We start from the raw sequence: 23729 nt of genomic DNA, 5'->3' as shown, positions 1-23729 counted from the left end.
GCATTTTAAATCTAAAATCGCAAATCCGAAATCTAAAATTGTTCTTCGATGCTATCGAGAATATTACAGTAACTAACATACCTGTCCGTGGCGATGCTATTATCGGCCACGGCTTTTTTTATAGCACAGTTGGGTTCATTAATATGTAAGCAGTTGTTGAACTGGCAATCGTTGATGAGGTTTTTCATTTCTGGAAAATAATGCGACAGTTCCTGTTTGCTGATATCCACCAGCCCCAGTTCCCTGATACCGGGCGTATCAATGATCTTTCCTCCAAATGGTATATCAAACATTTCAGCAAAAGTGGTGGTATGCATCCCCTTGCCGCTCCAGCCACTCACGTCCTGCGTTTTTAATTTCATGTCAGGAAAAAGCCTGTTTAAAAAAGAGGATTTACCCACACCACTATGACCACTCAGCAGCGTAACCTTATCTTTTAATAATTCTTTTACTTCATCTACCCCTTCGCCTGTTTCCACACTTATCTTTTTTACGGTATAGCCAATGCCTTCATAAATGTCTTTCAGCATTGCAAATTTTTCTTCTTCCTTCTTTTTAAAAATATCTGCTTTATTAAAAACAATAATAGCAGGTATATGAAAAGCTTCGCAGGAGACCAGGAAGCGGTCGATAAACCCCTGTGATGTTTTGGGATCTTTCAACGTGGCAAATAAAAGCGACTGATCTAAATTGGAAGCAATGATATGGTGCTGGTGTTTATTGGAAGGCGATATACGGGTAATATAATTCCTGCGGTCGTTGATCTTTGTAATGGTCACACCCGCTTCCAGTTCGTTTTCCATCACAATTTCCACGGTATCTCCCACTGCAATAGGATTGGTGCTGGTAAGTCCGTCTATCTTGAATTTACCCAATATACGTGCATTGAATTGTTTACCTGTGTCGTTTTTAACCACGTACCAGCTGCCGGTGGATTTGTATACTGTTGCGTTCATTGGAGGCAAATTTCACGAATTAAAACGAATTACACGAATTTCACATGATCTGACGCCCCGTCTGATAATGTTTGGTCTGACGCCCCCGTCTGATCATGTTGCCCTCATGGTCCGACGCCCTCGTCTGACCATGTTGCGCAATTAATAAAATTTCTTGAAAAAAGTAAAACGCCGCTCCCTCATGGTCCGACGCCCCCGTCTGACCATGTTCCATAATCAAGGAAATTTTTTGAAAACAGTAAAACGCAGCAGCACTTCCACCAACAGCAACGCCAGCGCCGCCATCACAAAAGGAAAGAATTTTTCAGTAGATCTTGTAAGCGTAGATATTTCAACCTTCGATTTTTCCAGTTTATCGATCTCGTTGTAGATCCTTACCAGCCCATCATTATCCCGCGCCCTGAAATAACGGCCACCCGTTTCTCCAGCAATCTCCTGCAGCAATTTTTCGTCAATGGTAACCTTCTGGTTCTGCATCTGCACGCCTAAAGGTGTATTCACCGGTTGAGGTGCATAACCATCCGTACCCACACCAATAGTATACACCTTCACACCAAAAGATTTGGCAATTTCTTTCGCCGTTTTGGGATCGATGAGCCCGCCATTATTTTCTCCATCAGTAAGCAGTATCACCACCTTGCTCTTGGATTTGCTGGTGCGTAAGCGGTCAACACTGGTGCCAAGCCCACTGCCAATAGCAGTACCATCCACCAGCAAACCATTATGAATATTATCAATCGCAGAAAGCAATACCGCATGATCCGTAGTGATAGGACATTGCGTAAAACTTTCACCAGCAAATATCACCACACCGATCCTGTCCGCAGCTCTCCGGTTCACAAAATCAGAAGCCACTGCCTTGGCGGCTTCCAGCCGGTTAGGTTGAAAATCCTGCGCCGTCATACTACCGCTTACATCAATACACAAAACAATATCCACACCTTCTCCATCAGTTTGTTGCAGTTCATATTTTGTCTGCGGCCTTGCCAGTGCAATAATAATGCAGCTCAATGCCAGCAGTCGTAATATAAAAGGCAAATGCCGCAGGCTGTTCTTCCAGGATGAAAGTCCTTTTGCACTGGTATCCGAAATAATAAAACTTCCCTGCTGCTGGTTATTTTTTAAGATATACCATACAATAAGCACGGGCAGCAGGGCGAACAATGCAAAAAACCAGGGCTGGCTGAATTTAATATCGTTGAAATAATTAAAAAGCAAAATTATTGTGGGTTAACCGTTTTACTGTTATTGATATGATCGATGGTTTGTTTAATGGCCAGCAGGCATTGCTCGCTCTCGTACACAGGCGGCAAAAATTTAGCAAACTTTACTGCATCACCGCAGCGTAAAGCCGTAGCAGTGGCCGCAATATCATCCTTCGATAAATTATTTTCGCTTAACTGTACCAGTACATCACCGGTGGTTTTGTTCATTGCACTTGCCTGCTGCCTCCGGCTGATATACCATTTAAATATCTCCGAAAGCCGTATATGGTATTGCTTCACCTCTTCCTCACGGGAAAGGTTAAACGCTTTTAGTTTCTCCAGCTGCTGCATAGCTTCATCATAAGGCGATAATTTGGAATTGTATACAGGATCGGGAGCAAACTTATCTTTCTTAAGCATCCTGCGCAGCACTAAAAGAAGAATAATGATCAGTAAAACACCGATGGTAATATACAGCCACAAATAACTCTTTACTTCCACCTCCATGATCGGTTTGATATCCCTTAAATTGTTGCTCGTATCAGCCGGTGCATAAACCACGCTGACCGCAATAGAATCTGTAAAAAGATTAACCGTGGTATCGTCCTTAACCGGGTCAAAATTCACCATGAATGCAGGCGTGTTCCACCTGCCCGAGTCAAAACTGGTAAGTGTAATGGTTTGCTCCATCACCGTATTATTATTGTCTGCCGTAGTATCTATTTTGGATTTGTCAACCAGTTCAAAATGCGCTGCAGAATCTGCCGGTAAAAACCAATGCACTTTGTAAACGCCGGTTGGAAAAGTAGCGGTTACTTTGTATTGAATGGGTTCACCTATCAGGATGCTTCTTTTATCAACCGTTGTTTTTAATTGTTGTGAAAAACAGTGTTGCACGACAAAAGAAAAACAAATCACTGCTATTGTAATGATCAACCTGTTGTTTATTTTTCTTTTACCCATCATCAAATATCCTTAACCCGTTAGAATTAGGTCATTAATTTCTTTTTATAAAAAACTGCTGCAAGATCTTTACATAATCATCATCCGTACGTACATGCAGTAATTCAGCGCCCGCCTTTCTAAAATAAGTTTTGCTCATTTCACTCTGCTGCATAAAATGCTGCTGGTAATTGTAGCGCACCAGCGGGTTGCTGCTGTCGATCCATTTGCTTTTGCCGCTCTCTGCATCCTGCACCTGTATCAATCCTGCATCGGGCAACTGCATATCCATTTTATCATACACCCTTATGCCTATTACATCATGTTTACTGCCGATCACTTTCAGATCGTTATCATAACCCTGGTCTAAAAAATCACTCAATATGAACGCAATGCTTTTTTGCTTTACCGAAGTGGTGAAATATTTCACCGCCTGGTCAATATCCGTAGCCTTTGTTTGCGGGCGAACTGTAAGTAACTCACGCACTATATACAAAGCATGCTGCCTCCCTTTTTTGGGCGCAATGTATTTTTCAATTTTATTGCTGAAAAAGATCACACCCACTTTATCATTATTGCTCACAGCGCTGAAAGTAAGTACCGCCGCCATTTCCACTATCAGGTCTTTCTTTTGCCGCGTAACGGTGCCAAACAAATTACTTGCACTGGTATCAATCAGCAGCATTACGGTCAATTCCCGTTCTTCTTCAAATACTTTTGTAAAAGGATGATTGAACCTTGCACTTACATTCCAGTCAATGAACCGCACATCATCACCCGCATAATATTCCCGCACTTCCCTGAAGCTCATCCCCTTTCCTTTAAAAGCAGAATGATACTCCCCCGTAAATAAATGCGTGGTGATCTTCTTGCTCTTGATCTCAAGCTCCCGAACTTTTTTTTGTATCTCTTCAGTGGTCAACATATTTCCAACCTCAAAGTGTTTTATATGATACTCATTTATACTTTTAAAATAATAAAAGAGTCTGTAAATACTATGCTCTTCCAAAGCCCCCGGAATTTATCCCGCCCCAGGCGGGAGGGGGTTGGGGGTATACTATGGCACATTCACCATCTTCAATATTTCATTGATGATCTGTTCCACATCCACATTCTCTGCTTCTGCCTCATACGTTAAACCGATCCTGTGACGCAATACATCTTTACAGATACTTCTTACATCTTCAGGAATTACATACCCTCTCTTATTTAAGAAGGCATAAGCTTTTGCTGCCAGCGCCAGGTTAATACTCGCACGTGGACTTCCGCCAAAGCCTATCAATGGTTTTAATTTCTGTAAATTATATTTCTCCGGAAAGCGGGTGGCAAAAACAATATCCAGAATATAATTCTCCACCTTTTCGTCTACGTATACCTGTCGTACCAGTTCCTTCGCCGTTAATATCTCGCTGGTGGATGCCACCGGGTTAATGGCCCGCGAACTCAATCCCAATGTATTTTGCCGCACGATCATCTGCTCCTCTGTTTTGGTAGGATAACCCACGATTACTTTCAGCATAAATCGGTCCACCTGTGCTTCAGGCAGTGGGTAAGTGCCTTCCTGCTCAATGGGATTTTGTGTAGCCAGTACCAAAAAAGGTTCGGGCAGTTTATAAGTGGTATCGCCAATAGTAACCTGGCGTTCCTGCATGGCTTCCAGCAGGGCGCTCTGCACTTTTGCCGGGGCACGGTTGATCTCATCTGCCAGAATAAAATTAGAGAAGATAGGCCCTTTGCGCACCACGAATTCATTCTTTGCCTGGTTGTAGATCATCGTACCCACCACATCTGCAGGCAACAGGTCGGGCGTGAACTGTATACGGCTGAAATTGGCCTGCACCGTTTGTGCCAGCGATTTGATCGAAAGCGTTTTTGCAAGGCCCGGCACCCCTTCCAGCAGCACATGCCCGTTGCTCAGCAGGCCTATCAGCAGGCGTTCTATCATGCCCTGCTGCCCCACAATTATTTTACCTAGTTCGTCATTGATCCTGGTAACAAATCCCGCTGCATGGTTGATCTTTTCGTTCAGCAAACGGATATCTTCGGCTGTTTGTAACATATATTATTTTTTGCCTCCCGACCCGGCTGCAATGTAGTAACTGGTAAAGGAGTAGATGATGTTTTATTATTACTTATTTATTGAAAAGGCAATATACATACTCTGCCTAAACAAAAATTTTGCCATCTTGATGAGCGGGGCAAAAATCTGTTAAAATCCGGTTATCTTTAAAAAAACTTTTTTATGGTAGATCAGCAACTCATTACTGCATCCAACCAGCTGGAAGGATACCGTATCACAAAGCACCTGGGCATTGTGCGGGGCATTACTGTACGCAGCCGCAGCCTGCTGGGCAATATTGCCGGTGGCTTTCAAACCCTCTTTGGCGGAAAGATATCCATCTACGTGGAGTTGTGCGAAAAGACCCGGGAAGAAGCATTTCAATTGATGTTGCAACACGCAGCCGAACGCGGCGCCAATGCCATTGTAAATATGCGTTACGACGCCAACGAAGTAATGAACGGTGTTACCGAAGTGCTGGCCTATGGCACTGCTGTGGTGGTGGAAAAAGCATAATTATTTATGGATTAAAATACAGCAGGCATCTTGTAAGTATGAGATATACTGCTGCCATGATCCTTACACTTCTTTGCCTTTACGGGCAATCACAAAAAAAAGCAACAAGCAATAGTGAAGAGAATATCTTCCACTGTATATTTCCTGTTCTTGCTGAATTTCCCGGAGGCGATGCTGCGTTACGAAAGTTTATAATGAATGAATTTAATCAGCCTGCCGAAGTGCCTGATAGTTCCTTTGAAAAAAAAGGGATCGTACAATTTACCATCAGTAAAAACGGGAAAGTTAGTAGCTGTGAGATAATTGATACGCTGGGTTATTGTTGTGACGAAGAAATAATAAGGCTATTACAACTCACCCGGTGGAAACCTGCTGTATACGAAGGCAAACGCATAGATGATCACAGAAGATTACCTTACACCATCATTTTTGAAAAGTCGACAGCTGATAACCCGGACAGCTCCACATTACCGGCACCTTATGCCACAATAAAAAATGCTTCAGGCGAAATAGAAATGATAAAGCAAAACTGACCGGCCTTTCTTACATTCATTGATGTTCACAATTCAGTTATCATGTTAATTTCCATGGAGGATCGATCCTGTTCCCTCCCGCAAAATATAAGATCAGTTGATTATTATCCGGGTCTTTTAAGCGGCATTCCCGCCACAGCCAGGTCTTATCATTGGGCATTTCTTCAAACACAAATCCTTTTCTTACAAGTTCCTCCACCTGCTCGTCTAATTTTTCTATCTCGAAATAGATCCATATTCCATCACCCGAAGGCAATTGATCCACTTGGTGCAAAGAGAACGTGGCGCCGTTTTTACAGACAAATCTTGCATAATGAGGCAATGCCTTTACAATAAGCTCCAGCCCCAGTTGCTGGTAAAATAATATCGAACGCTCCACATCAATAACCGGAACCGTGATTTGATTTAAATTCATCACAACATTATTTATTCCAACAATTAAGCAAGGTATTTGCCCACGATTGGCACCCTCCGCCCTACTCCAAACGCTTTGGGAGAAATGCGGATAATAGGACAAAACTGGTTGCGTTTATATTCATTGATATTGACCATTCGCAATACACGATCTACCAATGCTGCATCAAAGCCCTGCGCCTTTATCTCCTTCGGTCCCTGCCTTCTTTCAATATACTGGAACAATAATTTATCCAGTATGCTGTAATCAGGTAATGAATCCGCATCTTTTTGTCCCGGTCTCAACTCTGCACTCGGCGCCTTGGTAATAATATTTTCAGGAATGATCTCGCCGTTGCGGTTAATATACCTCGCCAGCGCATACACCTGCAGCTTGTAACAATCGCCCAGCACACCTAATCCACCGGCCATATCGCCATACAGTGTACCGTAGCCGGTAGCCAGTTCGCTTTTATTGGAAGTGTTGAGTAAAATATAACCGAACTTATTGGCAATGGCCATCAGCAGGTTGCCGCGGCTGCGGCTTTGTATATTCTCTTCTGCAATACTAAAGGGAAGGTCTTTAAAAATGGGTTGCAGTTCTTGTATAAAACAATCGTAAATATTTTTTATCGGAACTATATCGTAAGGGTTGCCCAGGTTTTTACTCAATATAACGGCATCGTTTACACTATGATCAGTAGAAAACTCCGATGGCATTAAAACCGCCCTCACATGCTCCGCACCCAATGCTTCACAGGCCAGTGCCAGTGTAACAGCGCTGTCGATACCGCCACTGCTGCCCAATATGGCCTTGGTAAAACCCATCTTGGTAAAATAATCCTTGATGCCCATCACAATGGCATCATGCACCTGTTCAATATTCAGGTTTTCTTCCAATGCTAATGGATTCAATTCTTTATCCGGTACACGGCTGGCCGGCTCTATCACCGGTGCATCAATAGTACCATCATCATTTAAAATAAAAGACTGCAGGGAGGATTGGAACGACGGCAGTTTACCACAAAGGTTCGCATCTTTATCAAATACATAAGATGTGCCATCAAACACTACTTCCGTCTGGCTCCCTACTGCATTACAATAGAACAACGGCAATTTATATTTGGTAACATTGGCTTTAATGGTGGCCTTGCGGTCTTCATCATGCGTATAATCAAAGGGAGATGCAGACAGGTTCAGCATAAGGTCCGGCTGCTGTTTCATCAGCTCATCCATCGGGCAAATACGGTACATGGGGTTATCGCCCAGGTTCCAGATATCTTCGCAAATAGTGATCGCAAGTTTTTTGCCTTTAAACTCCACCACCTTCCAGTCGTACGCCGGTTCAAAATAACGGTATTCATCAAACACATCGTAATTAGGCAAACAGGTTTTATGCGCCACAGCCTTCACTTCTTTTTCGTACAGGAAGTAAGCGGCATTAAAAAGATCTTTCCCTTCTCTTACAGGATTTCTGTCCGGAGCCCCCACCAGCACCGCAATGGTATCCGCATGCTGCCTGATCTCGTCGATGGCCTGGTAACATTTATTGATAAAGTCGTCGAACTCTAAAAAATCCTTGGGCGCATAACCACACACACTCAGTTCGCTGAAAAGAATGATATCGCCACCCTGCTTCTTCGCTTCCTCAATAGCGCAGATGATCTTTTGCGTATTGCTTTCAAAATTGCCGATGTGATAGTTCTGCTGTGCTAAAAAGATCTTCATACCCGCTACAAATGAATTATTTATGATTCCGTTAAAAAATGATTCTTTTACTTTGCAAAGTTAAATTATTCAGCAATGCGGTTATTATTTGGTTTGCTTATTATCAGCACAGTATTGTATTCCTGCAATGGAGGAGATAAAATTCCCGATGTATCAGGCGAAAAAGTAACAGTGACCACCCAACACTTTGAAAAAGATTTCTTTGCAATAGATACCAACAATATCGATGCAGGGTTGACGCAGCTGCGCAATAAATATCCTTCCTTCTTCCCCGACTTTTTGGAAAAATTATTGGGTGTTGATGCCAAGATGATAGAGACCGGCGAAGCAAATAATATCATCAGATCCTTCTATCACTCTTACCTGCCGGTATACGACAGTACAAAAATGCTGTTTGCCGATTTTTCAGCAACAGAAAAAGAGATCACGCAGGGATTGCGTTTTGTAAAACATTATTTTCCCAACTATAAATTACCTGGAGAGATCATCACTTTTATTGCGCCCATGGATGCTTCCTTTAAAACATCTTTTGGTTTGCAGGGCGATATACTCAGCAACAATTACATTGGTGCAGGGTTGCAACTGCACATGGGCAGCGGCTTTTCTTTTTACCAGTCCGAGCAGGGACAACAACTATACCCCACTTATATTTCCAGCCGTTTTGAACCCGGCACCATTGCCATCAATTCTATAAAAAATATTGTGGACGACCTGTTTCCCGAAAAGCTGGAAGATAGATCGCTGGCCGAACAGATGGTGGAAAAAGGGAAACGTTTGTATGTATTAAGTAAACTGATGCCCTACGCAGAAGAATATAGACTGATCGGCTATACTGCAAAGCAGGTAAAAGATTGTTATGAGCACGAAGCAAATATCTGGGACCTTTTTGTGCAGAATAATTTATTGCAGACGGTAGATGAGAATATCATCAAGAATTATATCGGGGAATCTCCCAAAACACAGGAGCTCGGCGATGCATCACCGGGTAATATCGGTGCATTTGCCGGATGGCAGATCGTAAAAAAGTTCATGAGCAAAAATAATGAAACAACCTTGCAGCAATTAATGGCAATGGAAGATGATGCTTTGTTTCAACAGGCAAAATACAAACCCTGATCAGGCAGCCTGCACCTGTTGCTGTACCGCCACAGGTTTTTTTCCTAAATACTTCATCACCCTGAAATGGGATGCAATGGCCTGCATCATGGAAGGGTATTGATTGTAAGGCAAATTATACTCCGCACATTTTTCCTGCACGATCTTGCTGATAGCGGGATAATGCACATGGCTTATTCTTGGAAAAAGATGGTGTTCTATCTGGTAATTCAATCCACCCACAAACCAGGAGATCACTTTGTTGCCCATCGCAAAATTTGCAGTGGTCTTTATCTGGTGTTCTGCCCAGGCAGTTTCAATATGCTTGGTCTCATCCAGGGCAATGGTTTCAAACTCCGTATTCTCCACCACATGCGCCAACTGGAACACAATGGAAAGCGTTAATCCCATAAAAGCATGCATCACAAAAAAGCCTGCCAGCCATGGTAAAAAGCCCCAAACCATTATCGGGATCACCATGTAAAAAGCAACATATAAAATTTTGGTGGCCCAGAATATGATATGATTCTTGGTGGTCATCTTCCACGCATCGGTGGTATAGATCTTATGCGTAAAGTATTTTGTAAAATCCATGATGAACAACCAGAAGATGGTAGAAAGTGCATAGATAGGTACCAGGTACAGGTGCTGTACTTTATGCGCCGGCACCCAGCGTTGCGATTCGCACTGGCGGATGATGGGGCTTTTAGCAATATCATCATCAATACCATCTACATTGGTGTACGTATGATGAATGATATTGTGTTTCTGTTTCCAGAAAAAAGAACTGGCGCCCATAAAGTTCATGCTAAGGCCTAAAAAATCATTCAGCAATGGCTTTGTACTGTAACTGCCATGGTTGGCATCGTGCATTACGCTAAAACCTATACAGGCTAAGGTATAGCCTAATAATCCGCATAAAGCCAGTGCAGCCAGTGCCGGCAGCGATGCAAACATCAGCAGGCAATAAGCAACCACAGCCGCACTTATCAAAATAATGGTTTTGCTGAAAAGCCTCCAGTCGCCCGTTTTTTTAACATGTTTTTTTTCAAAATATTCATCAACTGCTGATTTCAGGCTTTGATAAAACTCGTTATTACGGTTGCTGAAAGTGATCTTTGGCATAGCAAATGGTTAATTTGACAAGATGGTTTTTACCTGGGTTTATTATAATGCTTTGTATAACAGTTACTAATATAGATCTTGCCGCCCTTATTCGTTTCGGTCGGCAATTAAAGATACAGCTAAAATGAATATAAATGCCGGGCTGTTTAATGAGGTACAAACAGCAATTACAGGCTAAGCCGCTCAGTTAAGTTTAAAGGGGGTGTTCATCTGGAAAGAAGGGATATCAACCGTAAAGGTTTTTTTATTGTTGATATTCTCCATCAGGTAAGTACCATACATCTTGCCGATCTCGGTGCGCAGGTTGCAACCGCTGATGTATTGATAAGATTCGTTGGGGTTTATTTGAGGCTGTACACCTACCACGCCTTCGCCTTCCACTTCCCGCAGGCTGCCATTACTGTCGCAGATATACCAGTGACGGCTTAAAAGCTTTACAGGAAAGGAATTATTATTTTCAATGGTGATCTTATAGGCAAACATAAATTCATTGTTCACCGGGTTACTGTAATCCGGCTGGTAGTACGTTTCCACGCTGATCCTGATGCCTTCGGAAATTTTAGATACCATGAGTGAATTTACTGTAAATATACACATTAATCGGCTCCTGCCTGCAGGCAGGGCCATCGTTAACTAACCTTAACTAACCGCTTTTTTTACTGTTGCCGTACCCGTTCTTCTGCAGCCATTGCAGCACTTTATCGCGGTTATCGCCCTGCACCAGTATTTCGCCATCCTTTACCGAGCCGCCTGTACCACAAAAAGCTTTTAATTTCCGGCCCAGCTCTTCCCTGTCGGCGTCATTACCAATAAAACCTTCTATCAAAGTAACCATTTTACCGGCCCTTTGTTTTTTATCCAGCATTATCCGCAGCTTCTGCTGTGCAGGCGCCAGCGTTTCAGCCTGTTCGTTGTTTTCTTCATCCAGTTTTACATCCGGGTTGGTGGAATACACCAGCCCGCCAAAGGAATTCAAACTGCTTTTCTTTTTACTCATGGTCGTTAAATGATCTTTGCTTTTAAACTCAGGTCAAGGCTTTTGGCCTGGTGTATCACGGCGCCGCTGCTGATATAATCCACACCCGTGGCCGCATAGGCTTCCAGGTTATCTAAATTAATACCGCCGCTGGCTTCTGTTTCATATGCACCATTGATCAGCTGCAATGCTTCAACGATCTGTGCAGGTGTAAAATTGTCCAGCATTATCCTGTTTACCTTACCGGTGGCCATTACTTTTTTTACATCTTCCATATTCCTTGTCTCCACTTCTATTTTCAGTCCCGGCTTTTTTTGCTGCACATACGCATAAGCGCTTTCAATGGCTTTTTCAATACCACCGCAATAATCAATATGATTGTCCTTCAACATGATCATATCGTACAACCCAAACCGGTGGTTAACGCCGCCGCCGATCTTTACCGCTTCTTTTTCCAACAGGCGAAAATTGGGCGTGGTTTTTCTTGTATCCAGCAGGCGGGTTTTGTATCCTTTCAGTTTATCGGTGTATTGCCTGGTTAAAGTGGCAATGCCGCTCATGCGCTGCATACTGTTCAGCACCAGCCTTTCGCATTGCAATATGGTATGCACTTTTGCTTCCACATCAAAAGCAGTTTCGCCATACTGCATGGTATCGCCGTCTTTTTTATACGCAGTAAAAACAATGCCCGGCTCCATATAGCGGAATATCTTTTCGGCCACTGCAACACCGGCCAGCACGCCTTCCTGTTTTATCTTTAATACCGCCTTGCCTTTTGCAGCAGCGTCAATGCAGCTTAATGTAGAGTGATCGCCATCGCCGATATCTTCGGCCAAAGCATTTTTTATCAAAAAGTTCAGTTGATCATCGTAGTTCATACACGCAAAGCTAAGGAGTAAGCAAAAGAAAACCCCGGAAAAATCCGGGGCCTTTCATTATATCGAGTCAGACATTACCTGTTTTCAAAACGTATCTCCTGCAATAATTGTTTATCGCTTTTTTGTTTCATAAAAACGGTGGTGCGGTAAGAAGCATTTTTAGTAACCAGTGTACCAATGCAATATTGTGATCCGGAATTCTCTCCTTTATGTATCACATCAAAGCTTTTTACGCCATTGGTGCTGAAGAAATCCCTTAATACAATTTCGGCCTGGTTCTTACTGTAATTATTGCTTTTATCCGGCATGGTTATTTCAACCGTATTGTCAAAATACCGGGCTACCTGCGAGGCATCCCCGTTTTTCAGGGCGCTTACCACTTCATCAATACTGATAAAATAAGTAAAGGATGAAAGGAGTAAAACGGAACCTAAAAGTGTAAAAAATCGTTTCATATGTAAGGTGGTTTTAGCGCTAACAATTTTGCTAAAAGTATGCCAACCTGTGTTAAAATCATAAATATTGGGGCAAATTTTCCACTTAATTAATACACAGGGCAGTTATTAACCGAAATAATCTAGTTTTACGCAATGAAAAATAAGAAAACAGCACTGATAATCATGGATGGATGGGGCCTGGGACAGGTTAAAAGCAGCGATGCTATCCAACATGCAAAAACTCCCTTTATTAGTTCATTATATTCAAAATATCCTAATACAACACTGGTTACCTGTGGCGAGGATGTAGGCCTGCCGGAAGGGCAGATGGGCAACAGCGAAGTAGGTCACCTAAACCTGGGCGCCGGTCGTATTGTATACCAGGAATTACAGCGCATCAATGTAGCAATAAGATCGGGCGAATTTGCCTCCAACCCCACCCTGCTGGCAGCTATTGATACTGCGTTACAGCAGCATAAACCTTTGCACCTGATGGGCCTGGTAAGTGATGGCGGTGTGCATTCGCATATCAATCATTTAAAAGCATTGACCTCGCTGTGCAAACAAAAAGGATTGACCAATGTGTTGATACACGCTTTTACCGATGGCAGGGATACCGACCCCAAAAGTGGCCTTGGATTTTTAAAAGACCTGCAGGCACACCTGGATAACAGCACGGGTAAGATCGCCACCATTACGGGCAGGTATTATGCTATGGACAGGGATAAAAGATGGGAAAGGGTAAAACTGGCTTACGATGCACTGGTACATGGCACCGGTACCAAAGCAGCCGATGTATTAGCTGCGGTAAAAAAATCGTACGAAGAAAATGTTACGGATGAATTCATTAAACCCATCATCAATGAACAGCTACCACAAACCACTATTCAGAATGGAGATGTGGTGATCTGCTTCAACTTCCGCACCGATCGTTGCAGGGAGATCACGCAGGCGCTTACACAAACTGATTTCCCGGATTTTAATATGCAAAAACTCAGCCCGGATTATACTACTATGACGCAGTATGATCACACGTATAAAAATGTACACGTGGTTTTTGAAAATGATGACCTTAAAAATACGTTGGGCGAAATATTAGAGCAGAACAATAAATCACAGGTACGCATAGCCGAAACGGAGAAATACCCGCATGTAAGTTTCTTCTTCAGCGGTGGCAGGGAAAAAGAATTTGCAGGGGAAAAACGCATCATGATCCCCTCACCAAAAGTAGCCACTTACGACCTGCAGCCCGAAATGAGCGCTTACGAAGTAACAGATGCCATTGTAAAAGAGATCAAAGAAAACCCGGTGGATTTTATCTGCCTCAATTTTGCCAATGCCGATATGGTGGGCCATACCGGTGTATGGGAAGCCGTTATAAAAGCAGTGGAAACCGTGGATACATGTGTTGAAAAAGTAGTGGCTGCTGCACTGGAACAAGATTATGCTGTTTTTATCCTTGCCGACCATGGCAATGCCGATTACGAAATAAATGAAGATGGTACTCCCAATACTGCACACACTTTAAACCCTGTTCCGTTTTTTATTGTGGACAAGGAATGGAAAGGCAGCATTAAAAATGGTAAGCTGGGCGATATTGCGCCCACTATCTTAACCATGATGGAATTGCCGATACCGAAGGAAATGAGCGGGAATGTATTGATCTGAGCAAACAATGTTTTAAAAGTTAATACGATCGACCATGAAAAAATTTTTCAAACGGCTCTTCCTGCTGTTACTGCTGGTATTTATTGTGATCCAGTTTTTCAGGCCCGCTAAAAATCAATCCGAAGGCATTGGTGCCAATGATATTACAACCAAATACAATGTACCGGCCGATGTATTGGCAGCGCTTAAAACCAGTTGTTACGACTGCCATAGCAATAATACCCGCTATCCCTGGTACAATAATATTCAGCCCGTGGCCTGGTGGTTGAGCAATCATATAACAGAAGGTAAAAGGGCATTGAATTTTTCTGAGTTTACCAGCTATCCCATTGGCCGCCAGTACCGTAAGCTGGAGGGTATCAATGGCGAGATCAAGGAAGGCGAAATGCCATTGGGTTCTTATACGCTCATTCATAAAGATGCGGTACTGACGGATCAGCAAAAATCAAGTATTGCCAACTGGGTCACTACACTAAGGGACAGCATCAAGGCACAATACCCCGAAGACAGTTTAAAACGCCCCCAGAGGCCGCCAACGAAATAAAATTGATTAACTTTGTAAGGAATGTTCGTCGCAAGAAATAAAATATCTGCTTTGGGAATGTTGGTGGTGGTGTCTGCCCCCCTGCTTTTCTTTGCCTTTTTTTTGGTACGCCAGAAAATGATAGAGCACGATATGGAAGAAGAACTGGAAAATTCTTCCTTGCAAACGGTAGTAGTGAACCATTGTGATGTGGTATGGCTTAAAAAAAATAAAGAGGTAAGCATCAATGGAAAATTATTTGATGTAAGAACATTTACAGTTACCGGCAACAAGATCACTTTTACAGGTTTATTTGATAATGAAGAAGATGCATTGCGTGAGCAATTGAGGGATTTTATACATCAGAAAAATAATTCCGGCCCCCTGGCACAGTTATTTACCAGTTTTATGTTTCCGCCCCTGTACAACCAGGCTGCAACTTCACTTTGTTATAATACCTGGGAGTTAGTTCCGGGCAAAATATTTCCTTACCAGGAGCATATCATTTTTAATAAATATTCCTCTCTTGTAGGCCCGCCTCCCAAGTATGCTTAACATTTATTTCATTCAACGGTCATGCCGTTTGTAAATCCCATTTGCTTTAACAGCAATGGGTATCCCTCATTTATTTTTACCAAACTGATTTAATATGAAACGTATAATTCTATCTATTTTATTACTTGTATTTTCAATAGCCACATTTGCTCAATCCACCTTAAAGGGTAAAGTGGTGGATGCCGCTACCGGCAACCCTGTAACCGGCGCCAGCATCAGCTTTGCCGGCAAAACCGTTACCAGCTCCGATAATGGCAGCTTTTCTGTAGACTGCAGCAAATCATCTATCATCACAGTATCGCATATTGGTTTTGAAACCCGCAAAGTAGCGGTCAGCAATTGCAAAGATGAGCTCACCATCAGCCTGGTACCTACAGCCAACACATTGGGCGAAGTGGAAGTAACAGCAACATCTTCTCAAAACAAATCCATTTTATATCAACCCTCTTCTATCGCTAAAATATCCACTACCGAATTAAAAAGGGCTGATGGTTTATTTTTAGATGATGCCATCAACACCAATATACCCGGCGTATCTATGAACAGGCGTGCGGTTTCTTCCGGCCAGCAGATCAATATCCGCGGCTACGGAAACGGTTCCCGCGGTACCCGTGGTGTAAGCAGCAACTTTGATGGACAGGGCTATAAAGTTTACCTGAATGGTATTCCTGTAACGGATGCAGAAGGTATCACCACACTGGATGATATTGATTATGGCTCTATCGGTAATGCAGAGATCGTAAAAGGCCCTGCGGGTACGCTTTACGGTTTGGCTATTGCTGGTGCAGTAAACTTAAATACGGTAAAACCACAGGCTGGTAAAACCAGCATCGGCCAGGATGTGCTGGTAGGCAATTATGGCCTGCGTCGCTATACCACGCAATTCCAGATGGGAAGCGAAAAATCATCTTTGCTGATGAACTATGGTCACCAGACAAGCGATGGTTATACTATTCACAATAAATCGCATAAAGACTTTATCAATATTGCCGGCAGTTTTCAGCCAAGTGCAAAACAAAGTATCAATGTGTATGGTGGCTATACCAACAGCTACGATGAAAGAAGCGGTGAGCTGACCATTGATCAATACGAATCAAAGAACTTTGTAGGTAACCTGGATTATATCAAAAGAAATGGTCACAGCCAGGTGTACACAGCAAGAGTAGGCTTTGGACACAATTACAATTTCAACAACTGGTTATCCAATTACACTACTGTATATGGTGCAGGGTTCAACAGCAATGCAAGTTCTGCAGGTGGCTGGACAGATAAAGCTGCCACCAACCTGGGTTTGCGTTCAACCTTTACCACTAAATTCAATTTAAAAAACAATGTTGCATTGAATGGTCTTACCGGTGTGGAAACACAGCGCCAGAATGCCACTACTATTGGTTATGGTATGGGTAAAGATCCACGTGATACTGCCACTAACTGGTACTGGGGCAATCCTTACTACTGGGTGATCAATGCAATGACCTCGAATATTTACACCACCACATCCACCACATCATTGTTCACTGAATGGACATTGAGCCTGCCACAGGATCTTTCCATCACAGCAGGTGTTGGCTTAAGCAATATGAAACTGGTGCTGGATGACAGGTTCTATGTTGCAGGTAAACCAACGCATTTCGATACTTCTTACAAAGGCATGTTTTCTCCGCATTTAGCGATCAATAAAGTATTCAACAAACAGTTCTCTGCTTATGTATCTTACAGCAAAGGCTACAAAGCGCCGGTTACATCTTATATGTACATTCCTTATTCAGCAACCAACTCTGCTACAGGTATCATCAACAATCACCTGAAACCTGAAACAGGCAACCAGTTTGAGATCGGTACAAAAGGTGCATTGCTGAAAAACAAACTGATCTACCAGCTGGCATTCTTCGATGCAATATTCTCTAACAAAATGACCACGATCGCAGTCCCCAATCCAAGCAACAGCGCTACTTTATATACTTACGTAGTAAATGGCGGCAAGCAGGATGATAAAGGAATTGAAGCAGCTGTAAAATACACAGCGTATGAATCTGAAAAAGGATTCTTCAGCAATGTATCTCCGTTTGTAAACTTCACTTATTCTGATTATACCTATAAGAATTTTGTGTTCCAGTCAACTGTTAAGAGTGTGGTAACTCCTACTAAAGACTCTGCAGTAAACAAAGATTACAGTGGTCACAATGTTCCGGGTGTTCCTAAATATGTATTTAACATTGGTGTGGACGTTAATACAAAAGTAGGTTTGTATGCCAATGCAACTTGGTCTTACAAAGACAAACAGGAGATCAGTTCATTGGGAACCAACACAGGCGAAACCGTTGGTACAAAAACCACTTACACATCCAACTATACCACTTATACCACTACTGCAGCTATGTACCATATCGGCAGCTACAGCCTGCTGAATGCTAAACTGGGCTACAGGCACAGCTTTGGTAAAGTAGACCTGGATATGTATGTTGCAGGCAATAACATTGCCAATGTAAAATATCCCATCATGGTATTTGTGAACCAGTTCCCCGACAGCTTTATTGCAGGCCCGAACACTGCAACTGTTTTTGGAGGAGTAAGCCTCAAATACAACCTCAAATAAGTTCATACATTTTACAAGAGACAGCCCCGGTGCTGTCTCTTGTCTTTTAAAAACACAACATGAAAAAAATACTTTTACTGGCTTTGCCATTAGCGATCCTGGCATCTTCCTGCGGCCGCTTTGGCAACAAAGAAATTGACGGCAAAAAAGATATGCGCATTGTTTGTTTATCCAAACAGCTTACCGAATATGTTTTTGCATTGGGCAAAGGGCACAACATTGTGGCCGTTGATCTCAGCAGCACTTATCCTGATAGTGCGAAACTGTTGAAAACAGTAGGTTATCACCGGGCGCTGGCTCCTGAACCGATCATTGCCATGAATCCCGATCTTGTAATACACAGTAACGATATCGGCCCTGAAAATGTATTACCGCAAATAACCAAGGCCGGTTTAAATATCAAGGCTTTCGGTGGCGCCAACACGATAGACAGCGCCAAATTATTATTGAAAGAACTGGGTAAATTTTTCGGAACAGAAAACAAAGCAGATTCATTGGTGAAAGTGCTGGATGCCGGCATCGCAAAAGCGGCAGATACTTTAAAAGCAATGGGCATCAAGGATTCATTAAGGGTAATGATCATCCATTTCGGCTTGCGTAACAACAACTATTTTGTAATGAGCGGCAGGAATGGTGTAGGCGATAAAATGATCCGCCTGGCCGGTTGCACGCCTGCCACTTATGATGGTAAAGGCTCCCGTGAAATGAGCGCAGAAGCTGTTGCATTATCCAATCCCGATGTGATCATTGCCACCGATTATGGTTATGATAAAATGGGCAGCATGGATAAATTCATTGCAACTGTTCCGGGGGTGGCGCTCACCAATGCCGGCAAAAACAGGCGTGTGGTAAGATTTGAAGAACATGACCTGATCTATTTTGGACCACGCAGCGGCGACAACATTATTAAATTGATCAACCTGCTTCATAACCCTGCCAGTGCTCCGACAAAGTAAATTTCTTTTTCCTATACTGATTATCCTGTTGATAACAGTAGTATTATGTTCTATAGCATTTGGCGCTGTTCAGATAATCCCATCTGATATGGCGTCTGCTTTAAAGCATTTTTTTCAGCATAAAGACCCGGCAACAATTTACGAAGGTGTATTTATTCAGCTGCGTTTACCACGGGTACTATTATGCGCTGTTACAGGCGCTGTGCTGGCGGTAAGCGGTGTATTGATGCAGGGTTTATTCCGCAATCCCATCGTAGAGCCCGGACTGATAGGAACCAGTTCGGGCGCTGCATTGGGCGCAGCGATCGTTTTTGTAATGGCCGGTAATTTTAATGTGGCCATGAAGAATTTCGTTGGCCCCTTTCTTACACCACTGGCTGCATTTGCCGGCTCACTGGCAGCCACTTACCTGGTATATTCATTGGCAAAAAATGCCAAGCGGGTTTCCATCATGTCGTTACTGCTTACAGGTATTGCTGTAAATGCGGTGTGCCTGAGCGGTACAGGATTTATGAGTTATATCGCCAGGGATCCACAGGCAAGAAGTATCACCTTCTGGAACCTTGGTACATTTTCAGGTGCCTCCTGGCTGCAGTTATTTATAGTAGGCACCGTAGCGCTCACCTGTTTTATTTTATCCTTGCGCTATTCAAAACAACTGAATGCGTTATTGTTGGGAGAAGAAGAAGCTACTTATTTAGGTGTGGATACCAACAAGCTGAAAAGAAAAATAATGTTGCTGAATACAGCGATGGTTTCAGTAGCCACGGCATTTGTAGGCGTCATCAGTTTTATGGGCCTGATAGTACCGCATGTATTACGTTTGCTCATTGGCAGTGATAACAAAAAACTGTTGCCAGCCTCTATGTTGCTGGGCGCCGCCTTACTAACGTTGGCGGATATGTGCTCCCGCTTATTGCTTGCCCCTGCCGAAGTGCCTATCGGTATCATTACATCATTGGTGGGTGCGCCGATATTTATTGTACTGCTTAAAAAATTTAATTTACTGCAACAGAAAGGAGGGTACAATGCTTAAAGCACACAACATCCGGTATGCCATAGGTAAAAAAGAAATACTCAATGATATATCCGCCGAGTTCAAGGCTGGAGCATTCAATATGATCCTCGGTCCGAACGGATCGGGCAAATCCACTTTTTTAAAAGTTTTTAGTGGGGAGATCAGCAACTACAACGGAACTGTTTTATACAACAGCAAGCAACTCATCACGCAGAAAAAAGAAGAGCTTGCTAAATACAGGGCGGTAATGAGCCAGCAGCCGGAGTTAAGTTTCCCTTTGCTGGTGGATGAAGTGGTGATGATGGGCCGTTACCCGCATTTTAATTTCAGCCCCAATAAAAAAGATTTCAGGATATGCGACGAAGTGATAGAACGGTTGAACCTTTTCTCTTTTAAACAAAGAAATTATTTGACCCTGAGCGGCGGAGAAAAACAAAGGGTACAGTTTGCAAGGGTGCTTGCACAAATATGGGAAAGGCCGCAGGAAGGAACCCGTTATCTTTTTTTAGATGAACCGCTTACCAGTCTCGACATCAATTACCAGCAGGAATTTTTGCAGGTGGCCCGTGAATTTGCCAAAAATGATACGGTGCTCATAGCTGTAATGCACGACCTGAACCTAGCCACCCAGTACGGTGATCAGTTGTTTTTTTTAAAACAAGGCAGCCTGGTGGCCCATGGCAGCCCAAAGCAAGTGCTCACCGAAGAGCTGGTGCAGTCGGTGTTTTCGGTAAAGGCCCATATTATCCAAAACCCCGTAACCAACACCCCGTTGGTTGTTTTCGGCTGATAATCTGTGTGTTAGAAATTCCCTGCCGCTAAAATTATTTCGTCTTATCCCTACATTCATTTTTCAATTTCTTTCCTTCCGGTAAAAGAGTTGCACATCCTGCTTTTATTTTCAGCCTCCGGTACGTTAAAATTTCGCTGTTTTAACACACAATGCAGCAATTAATTACAATATTTTGTCCTAAATTTATAGGGTAAACCAAAGCACTTAGTATGACAGAAGAGCTAATGTTAGCTGGATGTCTCAAAAATAATGCTGCAGCGCAGGAAGCGTTGTATAATCGTTTTAGCCCAAGAATGCTGGGCGTATGCTATCGTTTTGCCAAAAACCGTGAAGATGCGGAGGATATGTTGCAGGAAGGTTTTATAAAAGTGTTTACCCAAATGCACCAGTACCGTAATGAAGGTGCGCTGGAAGGTTGGATCAGGAGGATCATCGTTCACACCTGTATCAATAACCTTAAAAAGAATAAAAAGTTCTCTGACAGTTTAGATATCATTCATGCACACAGCGTGCATATCAATGAAGAACTGATACCATCGATCATGCAGGCCAAGCAGGTGGTGGAATGTATCAGGATGCTGCCATTGGGATATCGTACCGTATTGAACCTTTATGCAGTGGAAGGATTTCCGCATAAAGAAATTGCTACCATGCTGGATATTGAAGAAAGTACAAGCCGGAGTCAATATACAAGGGCAAAAGCTATGCTGGAAGAAATACTGGTACGGAAGAAAATCATTCAAAAACCAAAAGAACGAATAAGATTTATAGCAGGTGGACAAGGGTAAAATACATTTTGTAATCCCCAATATGTACATTACCAATAACTAATAGCTTTTTGTGAAAGATGGAACGAAATTTTTATACGGACAATTTTGAGCAACTGTTAAAGGAGAAGTCGGACGAGTTCAGGATGTATCCTTCTAAACGGGTTTGGCACAGCATCTACAACGATTTGCACCCAGGGCGTAAATGGCCTTCTGTTGCTGTAAGTATGATGATGGTCATTATTTTATTACTGGGTGGATACTGGAATAATAATGCTACTGATAAAACGATCGCTGCTAAACAAAATATTGCGCCTGCTGGTAACAGCACCGCTTCTTCCAATATAATTCCTGCATTTAATTTAAATACCGCTGTTGCATTTAACAGCAAGCAATCATCAGCTGTTGCTACACATATACCCGGCAATCATAACGACGTTAATGGCAGGAGTGCGACTTCGGTTATGCTTAACCGCCCGGCCACCAATAAAATAACCGTTACCATACCGGGATCTATCACCGATCCTGCTGTTGATGGTACAGAAAGCAACAACGCTGTTGCAGGTAGTGATCTGCCGGCAACCGCACCTGCAAATGCTATTGCCCCTGGCGACCCGGTTACTGCTTTTATTATTCCTTCATCAGTTTTTTCACTGCAGGCACAGGATAACAAAAATTCATCCAGCCAAACTACAGCAGCTGTTACCGGCCAGGATAAGAATGATATTACTTACTTACCGTCCACTGTTAGTCCTGCTGCAGATCAGAAATTCAATACTACTTCCTTTAGCGGTATCAATAACTTAGATCCGGCTGTAACTGCAAAGGCAGCTATTCAAAATAAGAATAGTAATACCGGTTCTGTAAATACCAACACAACACCGGATAAAGCTGTAGCAAAAAACACCAATGTGCCGAACAGGCCGGTTAATAAAACTGCAACTACTTCCGCGATCAATAAAACAGGTGGAGTTGCTGATGTTGCCGCCGGCTTTGCCGATGCACAAAAAACAACCGGCAGCAATGCAGACGCTGATAAAGATCAACAGGCAACTGATATTGCTGGTACAGATAAAAATTCAACTACAGCAACTACGCAGCAAAAAGAAAATACAACAGATGCATCTTTAACCTCCAATGGTAAAAAGATAATGACCGCTGATGATAAAGCATGGATAGAAAATTACGCATTTCAAAACAGGTCTAAACGTAAAAAATGGCAGGATCGTACTGCATTCAATATTTACATCACACCCAATGTTGGTTACCGTCATATCAGCAACGATCCTAAATACAACCTGTCTGCCGCCACGCCCAGCAACTCTTTTGTATTTGCAGGTGGAGGTGATGCCAGCAGCGCAATGGATCATAAACCAGGCCTGGGTTTTGAAATGGGTGTAGGCCTGAATTATTCACTGGCCAAGAACCTGGTGGTGAAAGGCGGTTTGCAGGTGAATTTTACCAGCTATGGTATCAATGCAGAAGTTACCAATCACCCGGTGCAATCATCTTTAATGTTGATCGATCCTAATACCGGTTTCCCTAACCTGCATGCAACAAGCTCTTCACTGGCCAATGGTTCCAACGGTATATCAGGTAACGACAAGATAACTGTTTACAGCACTACTTACCAATTATCCGTGCCGCTTGGTTTTGCTTTAAAAATATCGGGCAATAATAAACTGGAATGGTATGCCGGTGCCACCGTTCAGCCATCATTCATTATGGGTGGTAAAGATTACCTGATCTCTGCCGACAGGAAGAATTATATAGAAGATCACTCCCTGTTAAGCAAATGGAATATGAATGCAGGCTTTGAAACTTATCTCAATTATAAACTGGATGCATTTACATTGCAGTTTGGTCCGCAGTTCCGTTACCAGTTAATGTCTACTTACTACAGGAGGTACACTGTTAATGAGAACCTTTACAATGTGGGTATCAAGTTCGGTATCTTAAAGAATTTTTAATTTTTACAACTTCTTATAAAATGCAGCAACTATAACAGTT

General features: G+C 42.8%; 24 protein-coding genes. 12 read left to right on the top strand and 12 right to left on the bottom strand.

Going from position 1 to position 23729, the window contains the following annotated elements; translation table 11 throughout:
• Window positions 1-32 precede the first annotated feature (32 nt).
• The 5 genes from rsgA to QM738_RS10005 all read right to left on the bottom strand — a co-directional run bounded on the left by rsgA (window position 33) and on the right by QM738_RS10005 (window position 5162).
• On the bottom strand, window positions 33-956 hold the full coding sequence (rsgA, locus tag QM738_RS10025) for a ribosome small subunit-dependent GTPase A (protein WP_462276555.1): 924 nt from the start codon (window positions 954-956) through the stop codon (window positions 33-35).
• A 216-nt stretch (window positions 957-1172) separates the two neighbouring features.
• Window positions 1173-2174, bottom strand: a complete 1002-nt coding sequence (locus QM738_RS10020) for a vWA domain-containing protein (protein WP_462276554.1) — start codon at window positions 2172-2174, stop codon at window positions 1173-1175.
• Between the two features lie 2 nt (window positions 2175-2176).
• The gene (locus tag QM738_RS10015; RefSeq protein WP_462276553.1) at window positions 2177-3127 is read right to left on the bottom strand and encodes a hypothetical protein; all 951 of its coding nucleotides are present in this window, start codon (window positions 3125-3127) and stop codon (window positions 2177-2179) included.
• Between the two features lie 31 nt (window positions 3128-3158).
• Window positions 3159-4028 carry a DUF58 domain-containing protein gene (locus QM738_RS10010; RefSeq protein WP_462276552.1) on the bottom strand — a complete coding sequence of 290 codons (870 nt, stop codon included), beginning with the start codon at window positions 4026-4028 and terminating at the stop codon, window positions 3159-3161.
• A 132-nt stretch (window positions 4029-4160) separates the two neighbouring features.
• Window positions 4161-5162: an AAA family ATPase gene (locus QM738_RS10005; RefSeq protein WP_462276551.1), complete on the bottom strand. Its 1002-nt coding sequence runs from the start codon at window positions 5160-5162 to the stop codon at window positions 4161-4163.
• Between the two features lie 183 nt (window positions 5163-5345).
• Between QM738_RS10005 and QM738_RS10000 the strand changes: the two genes are divergently transcribed.
• Both QM738_RS10000 and QM738_RS09995 read left to right on the top strand, forming a co-directional pair.
• The gene (locus QM738_RS10000) at window positions 5346-5678 is read left to right on the top strand and encodes a YbjQ family protein (protein WP_462276550.1); all 333 of its coding nucleotides are present in this window, start codon (window positions 5346-5348) and stop codon (window positions 5676-5678) included.
• Window positions 5679-5716: 38 nt separating this feature from the next.
• Window positions 5717-6211, top strand: a complete 495-nt coding sequence (locus tag QM738_RS09995; protein ID WP_462276549.1) for an energy transducer TonB — start codon at window positions 5717-5719, stop codon at window positions 6209-6211.
• A 40-nt stretch (window positions 6212-6251) separates the two neighbouring features.
• Here the strand turns inward: QM738_RS09995 and QM738_RS09990 are convergent, their stop codons facing one another.
• A complete protein-coding gene (locus QM738_RS09990) occupies window positions 6252-6626 on the bottom strand; it encodes a VOC family protein (protein ID WP_462276548.1) in 375 nt (124 codons plus the stop codon).
• A gap of 23 nt (window positions 6627-6649) precedes the next feature.
• Window positions 6650-8332 (bottom strand): NAD+ synthase, encoded by a 1683-nt coding sequence (locus QM738_RS09985; RefSeq protein ID WP_462276547.1) that lies wholly within the window; start codon window positions 8330-8332, stop codon window positions 6650-6652.
• Between the two features lie 75 nt (window positions 8333-8407).
• On the opposite strand from QM738_RS09985, the gene gldB reads away from it, so the two are divergent.
• The gene (gene gldB / locus QM738_RS09980) at window positions 8408-9448 is read left to right on the top strand and encodes a gliding motility lipoprotein GldB (RefSeq protein ID WP_462276546.1); all 1041 of its coding nucleotides are present in this window, start codon (window positions 8408-8410) and stop codon (window positions 9446-9448) included.
• Here the strand turns inward: gldB and QM738_RS09975 are convergent, their stop codons facing one another.
• From QM738_RS09975 to QM738_RS09955, 5 genes are all read right to left on the bottom strand, one after another.
• Window positions 9449-10552: a fatty acid desaturase family protein gene (locus QM738_RS09975; RefSeq protein WP_462276545.1), complete on the bottom strand. Its 1104-nt coding sequence runs from the start codon at window positions 10550-10552 to the stop codon at window positions 9449-9451.
• Window positions 10553-10735: 183 nt separating this feature from the next.
• Window positions 10736-11122, bottom strand: a complete 387-nt coding sequence (gene apaG / locus QM738_RS09970; protein ID WP_462276544.1) for a Co2+/Mg2+ efflux protein ApaG — start codon at window positions 11120-11122, stop codon at window positions 10736-10738.
• Between the two features lie 73 nt (window positions 11123-11195).
• The gene (locus tag QM738_RS09965) at window positions 11196-11549 is read right to left on the bottom strand and encodes a translation initiation factor (protein WP_462276543.1); all 354 of its coding nucleotides are present in this window, start codon (window positions 11547-11549) and stop codon (window positions 11196-11198) included.
• Window positions 11550-11554: 5 nt separating this feature from the next.
• A complete protein-coding gene (gene nadC, locus QM738_RS09960) occupies window positions 11555-12406 on the bottom strand; it encodes a carboxylating nicotinate-nucleotide diphosphorylase (RefSeq protein ID WP_462276542.1) in 852 nt (283 codons plus the stop codon).
• A 74-nt stretch (window positions 12407-12480) separates the two neighbouring features.
• A complete protein-coding gene (locus QM738_RS09955; protein WP_462276541.1) occupies window positions 12481-12861 on the bottom strand; it encodes a DUF4783 domain-containing protein in 381 nt (126 codons plus the stop codon).
• A 135-nt stretch (window positions 12862-12996) separates the two neighbouring features.
• Here QM738_RS09955 and gpmI point away from each other — a divergent pair, with 135 nt between their 5' ends.
• The 9 genes from gpmI to QM738_RS09910 all read left to right on the top strand — a co-directional run bounded on the left by gpmI (window position 12997) and on the right by QM738_RS09910 (window position 23689).
• Complete coding sequence (gpmI, locus tag QM738_RS09950) at window positions 12997-14511, top strand: 2,3-bisphosphoglycerate-independent phosphoglycerate mutase (protein ID WP_462276540.1); 1515 nt, start codon at window positions 12997-12999, stop codon at window positions 14509-14511.
• Window positions 14512-14545: 34 nt separating this feature from the next.
• Window positions 14546-15055, top strand: a complete 510-nt coding sequence (locus QM738_RS09945; protein ID WP_462276539.1) for a heme-binding domain-containing protein — start codon at window positions 14546-14548, stop codon at window positions 15053-15055.
• A 21-nt stretch (window positions 15056-15076) separates the two neighbouring features.
• Window positions 15077-15589 (top strand): hypothetical protein, encoded by a 513-nt coding sequence (locus QM738_RS09940; RefSeq protein WP_462276538.1) that lies wholly within the window; start codon window positions 15077-15079, stop codon window positions 15587-15589.
• A 94-nt stretch (window positions 15590-15683) separates the two neighbouring features.
• On the top strand, window positions 15684-18185 hold the full coding sequence (locus QM738_RS09935; RefSeq protein ID WP_462276537.1) for a TonB-dependent receptor: 2502 nt from the start codon (window positions 15684-15686) through the stop codon (window positions 18183-18185).
• A gap of 59 nt (window positions 18186-18244) precedes the next feature.
• The gene (locus tag QM738_RS09930) at window positions 18245-19141 is read left to right on the top strand and encodes a heme/hemin ABC transporter substrate-binding protein (protein ID WP_462276536.1); all 897 of its coding nucleotides are present in this window, start codon (window positions 18245-18247) and stop codon (window positions 19139-19141) included.
• Entirely contained in the window at window positions 19125-20177 is a 1053-nt protein-coding gene (locus QM738_RS09925) for a FecCD family ABC transporter permease (RefSeq protein WP_462276535.1), read from the top strand. Before QM738_RS09930 ends, QM738_RS09925 begins: the two co-directional genes overlap by 17 nt.
• Window positions 20170-20949: a heme ABC transporter ATP-binding protein gene (locus QM738_RS09920; protein WP_462276534.1), complete on the top strand. Its 780-nt coding sequence runs from the start codon at window positions 20170-20172 to the stop codon at window positions 20947-20949. The genes QM738_RS09925 and QM738_RS09920 overlap by 8 nt, the downstream gene beginning before the upstream one ends.
• 212 nt (window positions 20950-21161) lie before the next feature.
• Entirely contained in the window at window positions 21162-21740 is a 579-nt protein-coding gene (locus tag QM738_RS09915) for an RNA polymerase sigma factor (RefSeq protein WP_462276533.1), read from the top strand.
• A 59-nt stretch (window positions 21741-21799) separates the two neighbouring features.
• Window positions 21800-23689, top strand: coding sequence for a hypothetical protein (locus QM738_RS09910; protein WP_462276532.1), 1890 nt, complete (start codon window positions 21800-21802; stop codon window positions 23687-23689).
• Window positions 23690-23729 lie beyond the last annotated feature (40 nt).

Origin of the sequence: Ferruginibacter sp., assembly GCF_049840995.1 — a bacterium.
GTDB lineage: Bacteria > Bacteroidota > Bacteroidia > Chitinophagales > Chitinophagaceae > Ferruginibacter.
The sequence above is the reverse complement of the archived record's forward strand: the minus strand, read 5'-3'. Positions and strand labels throughout refer to the sequence as shown.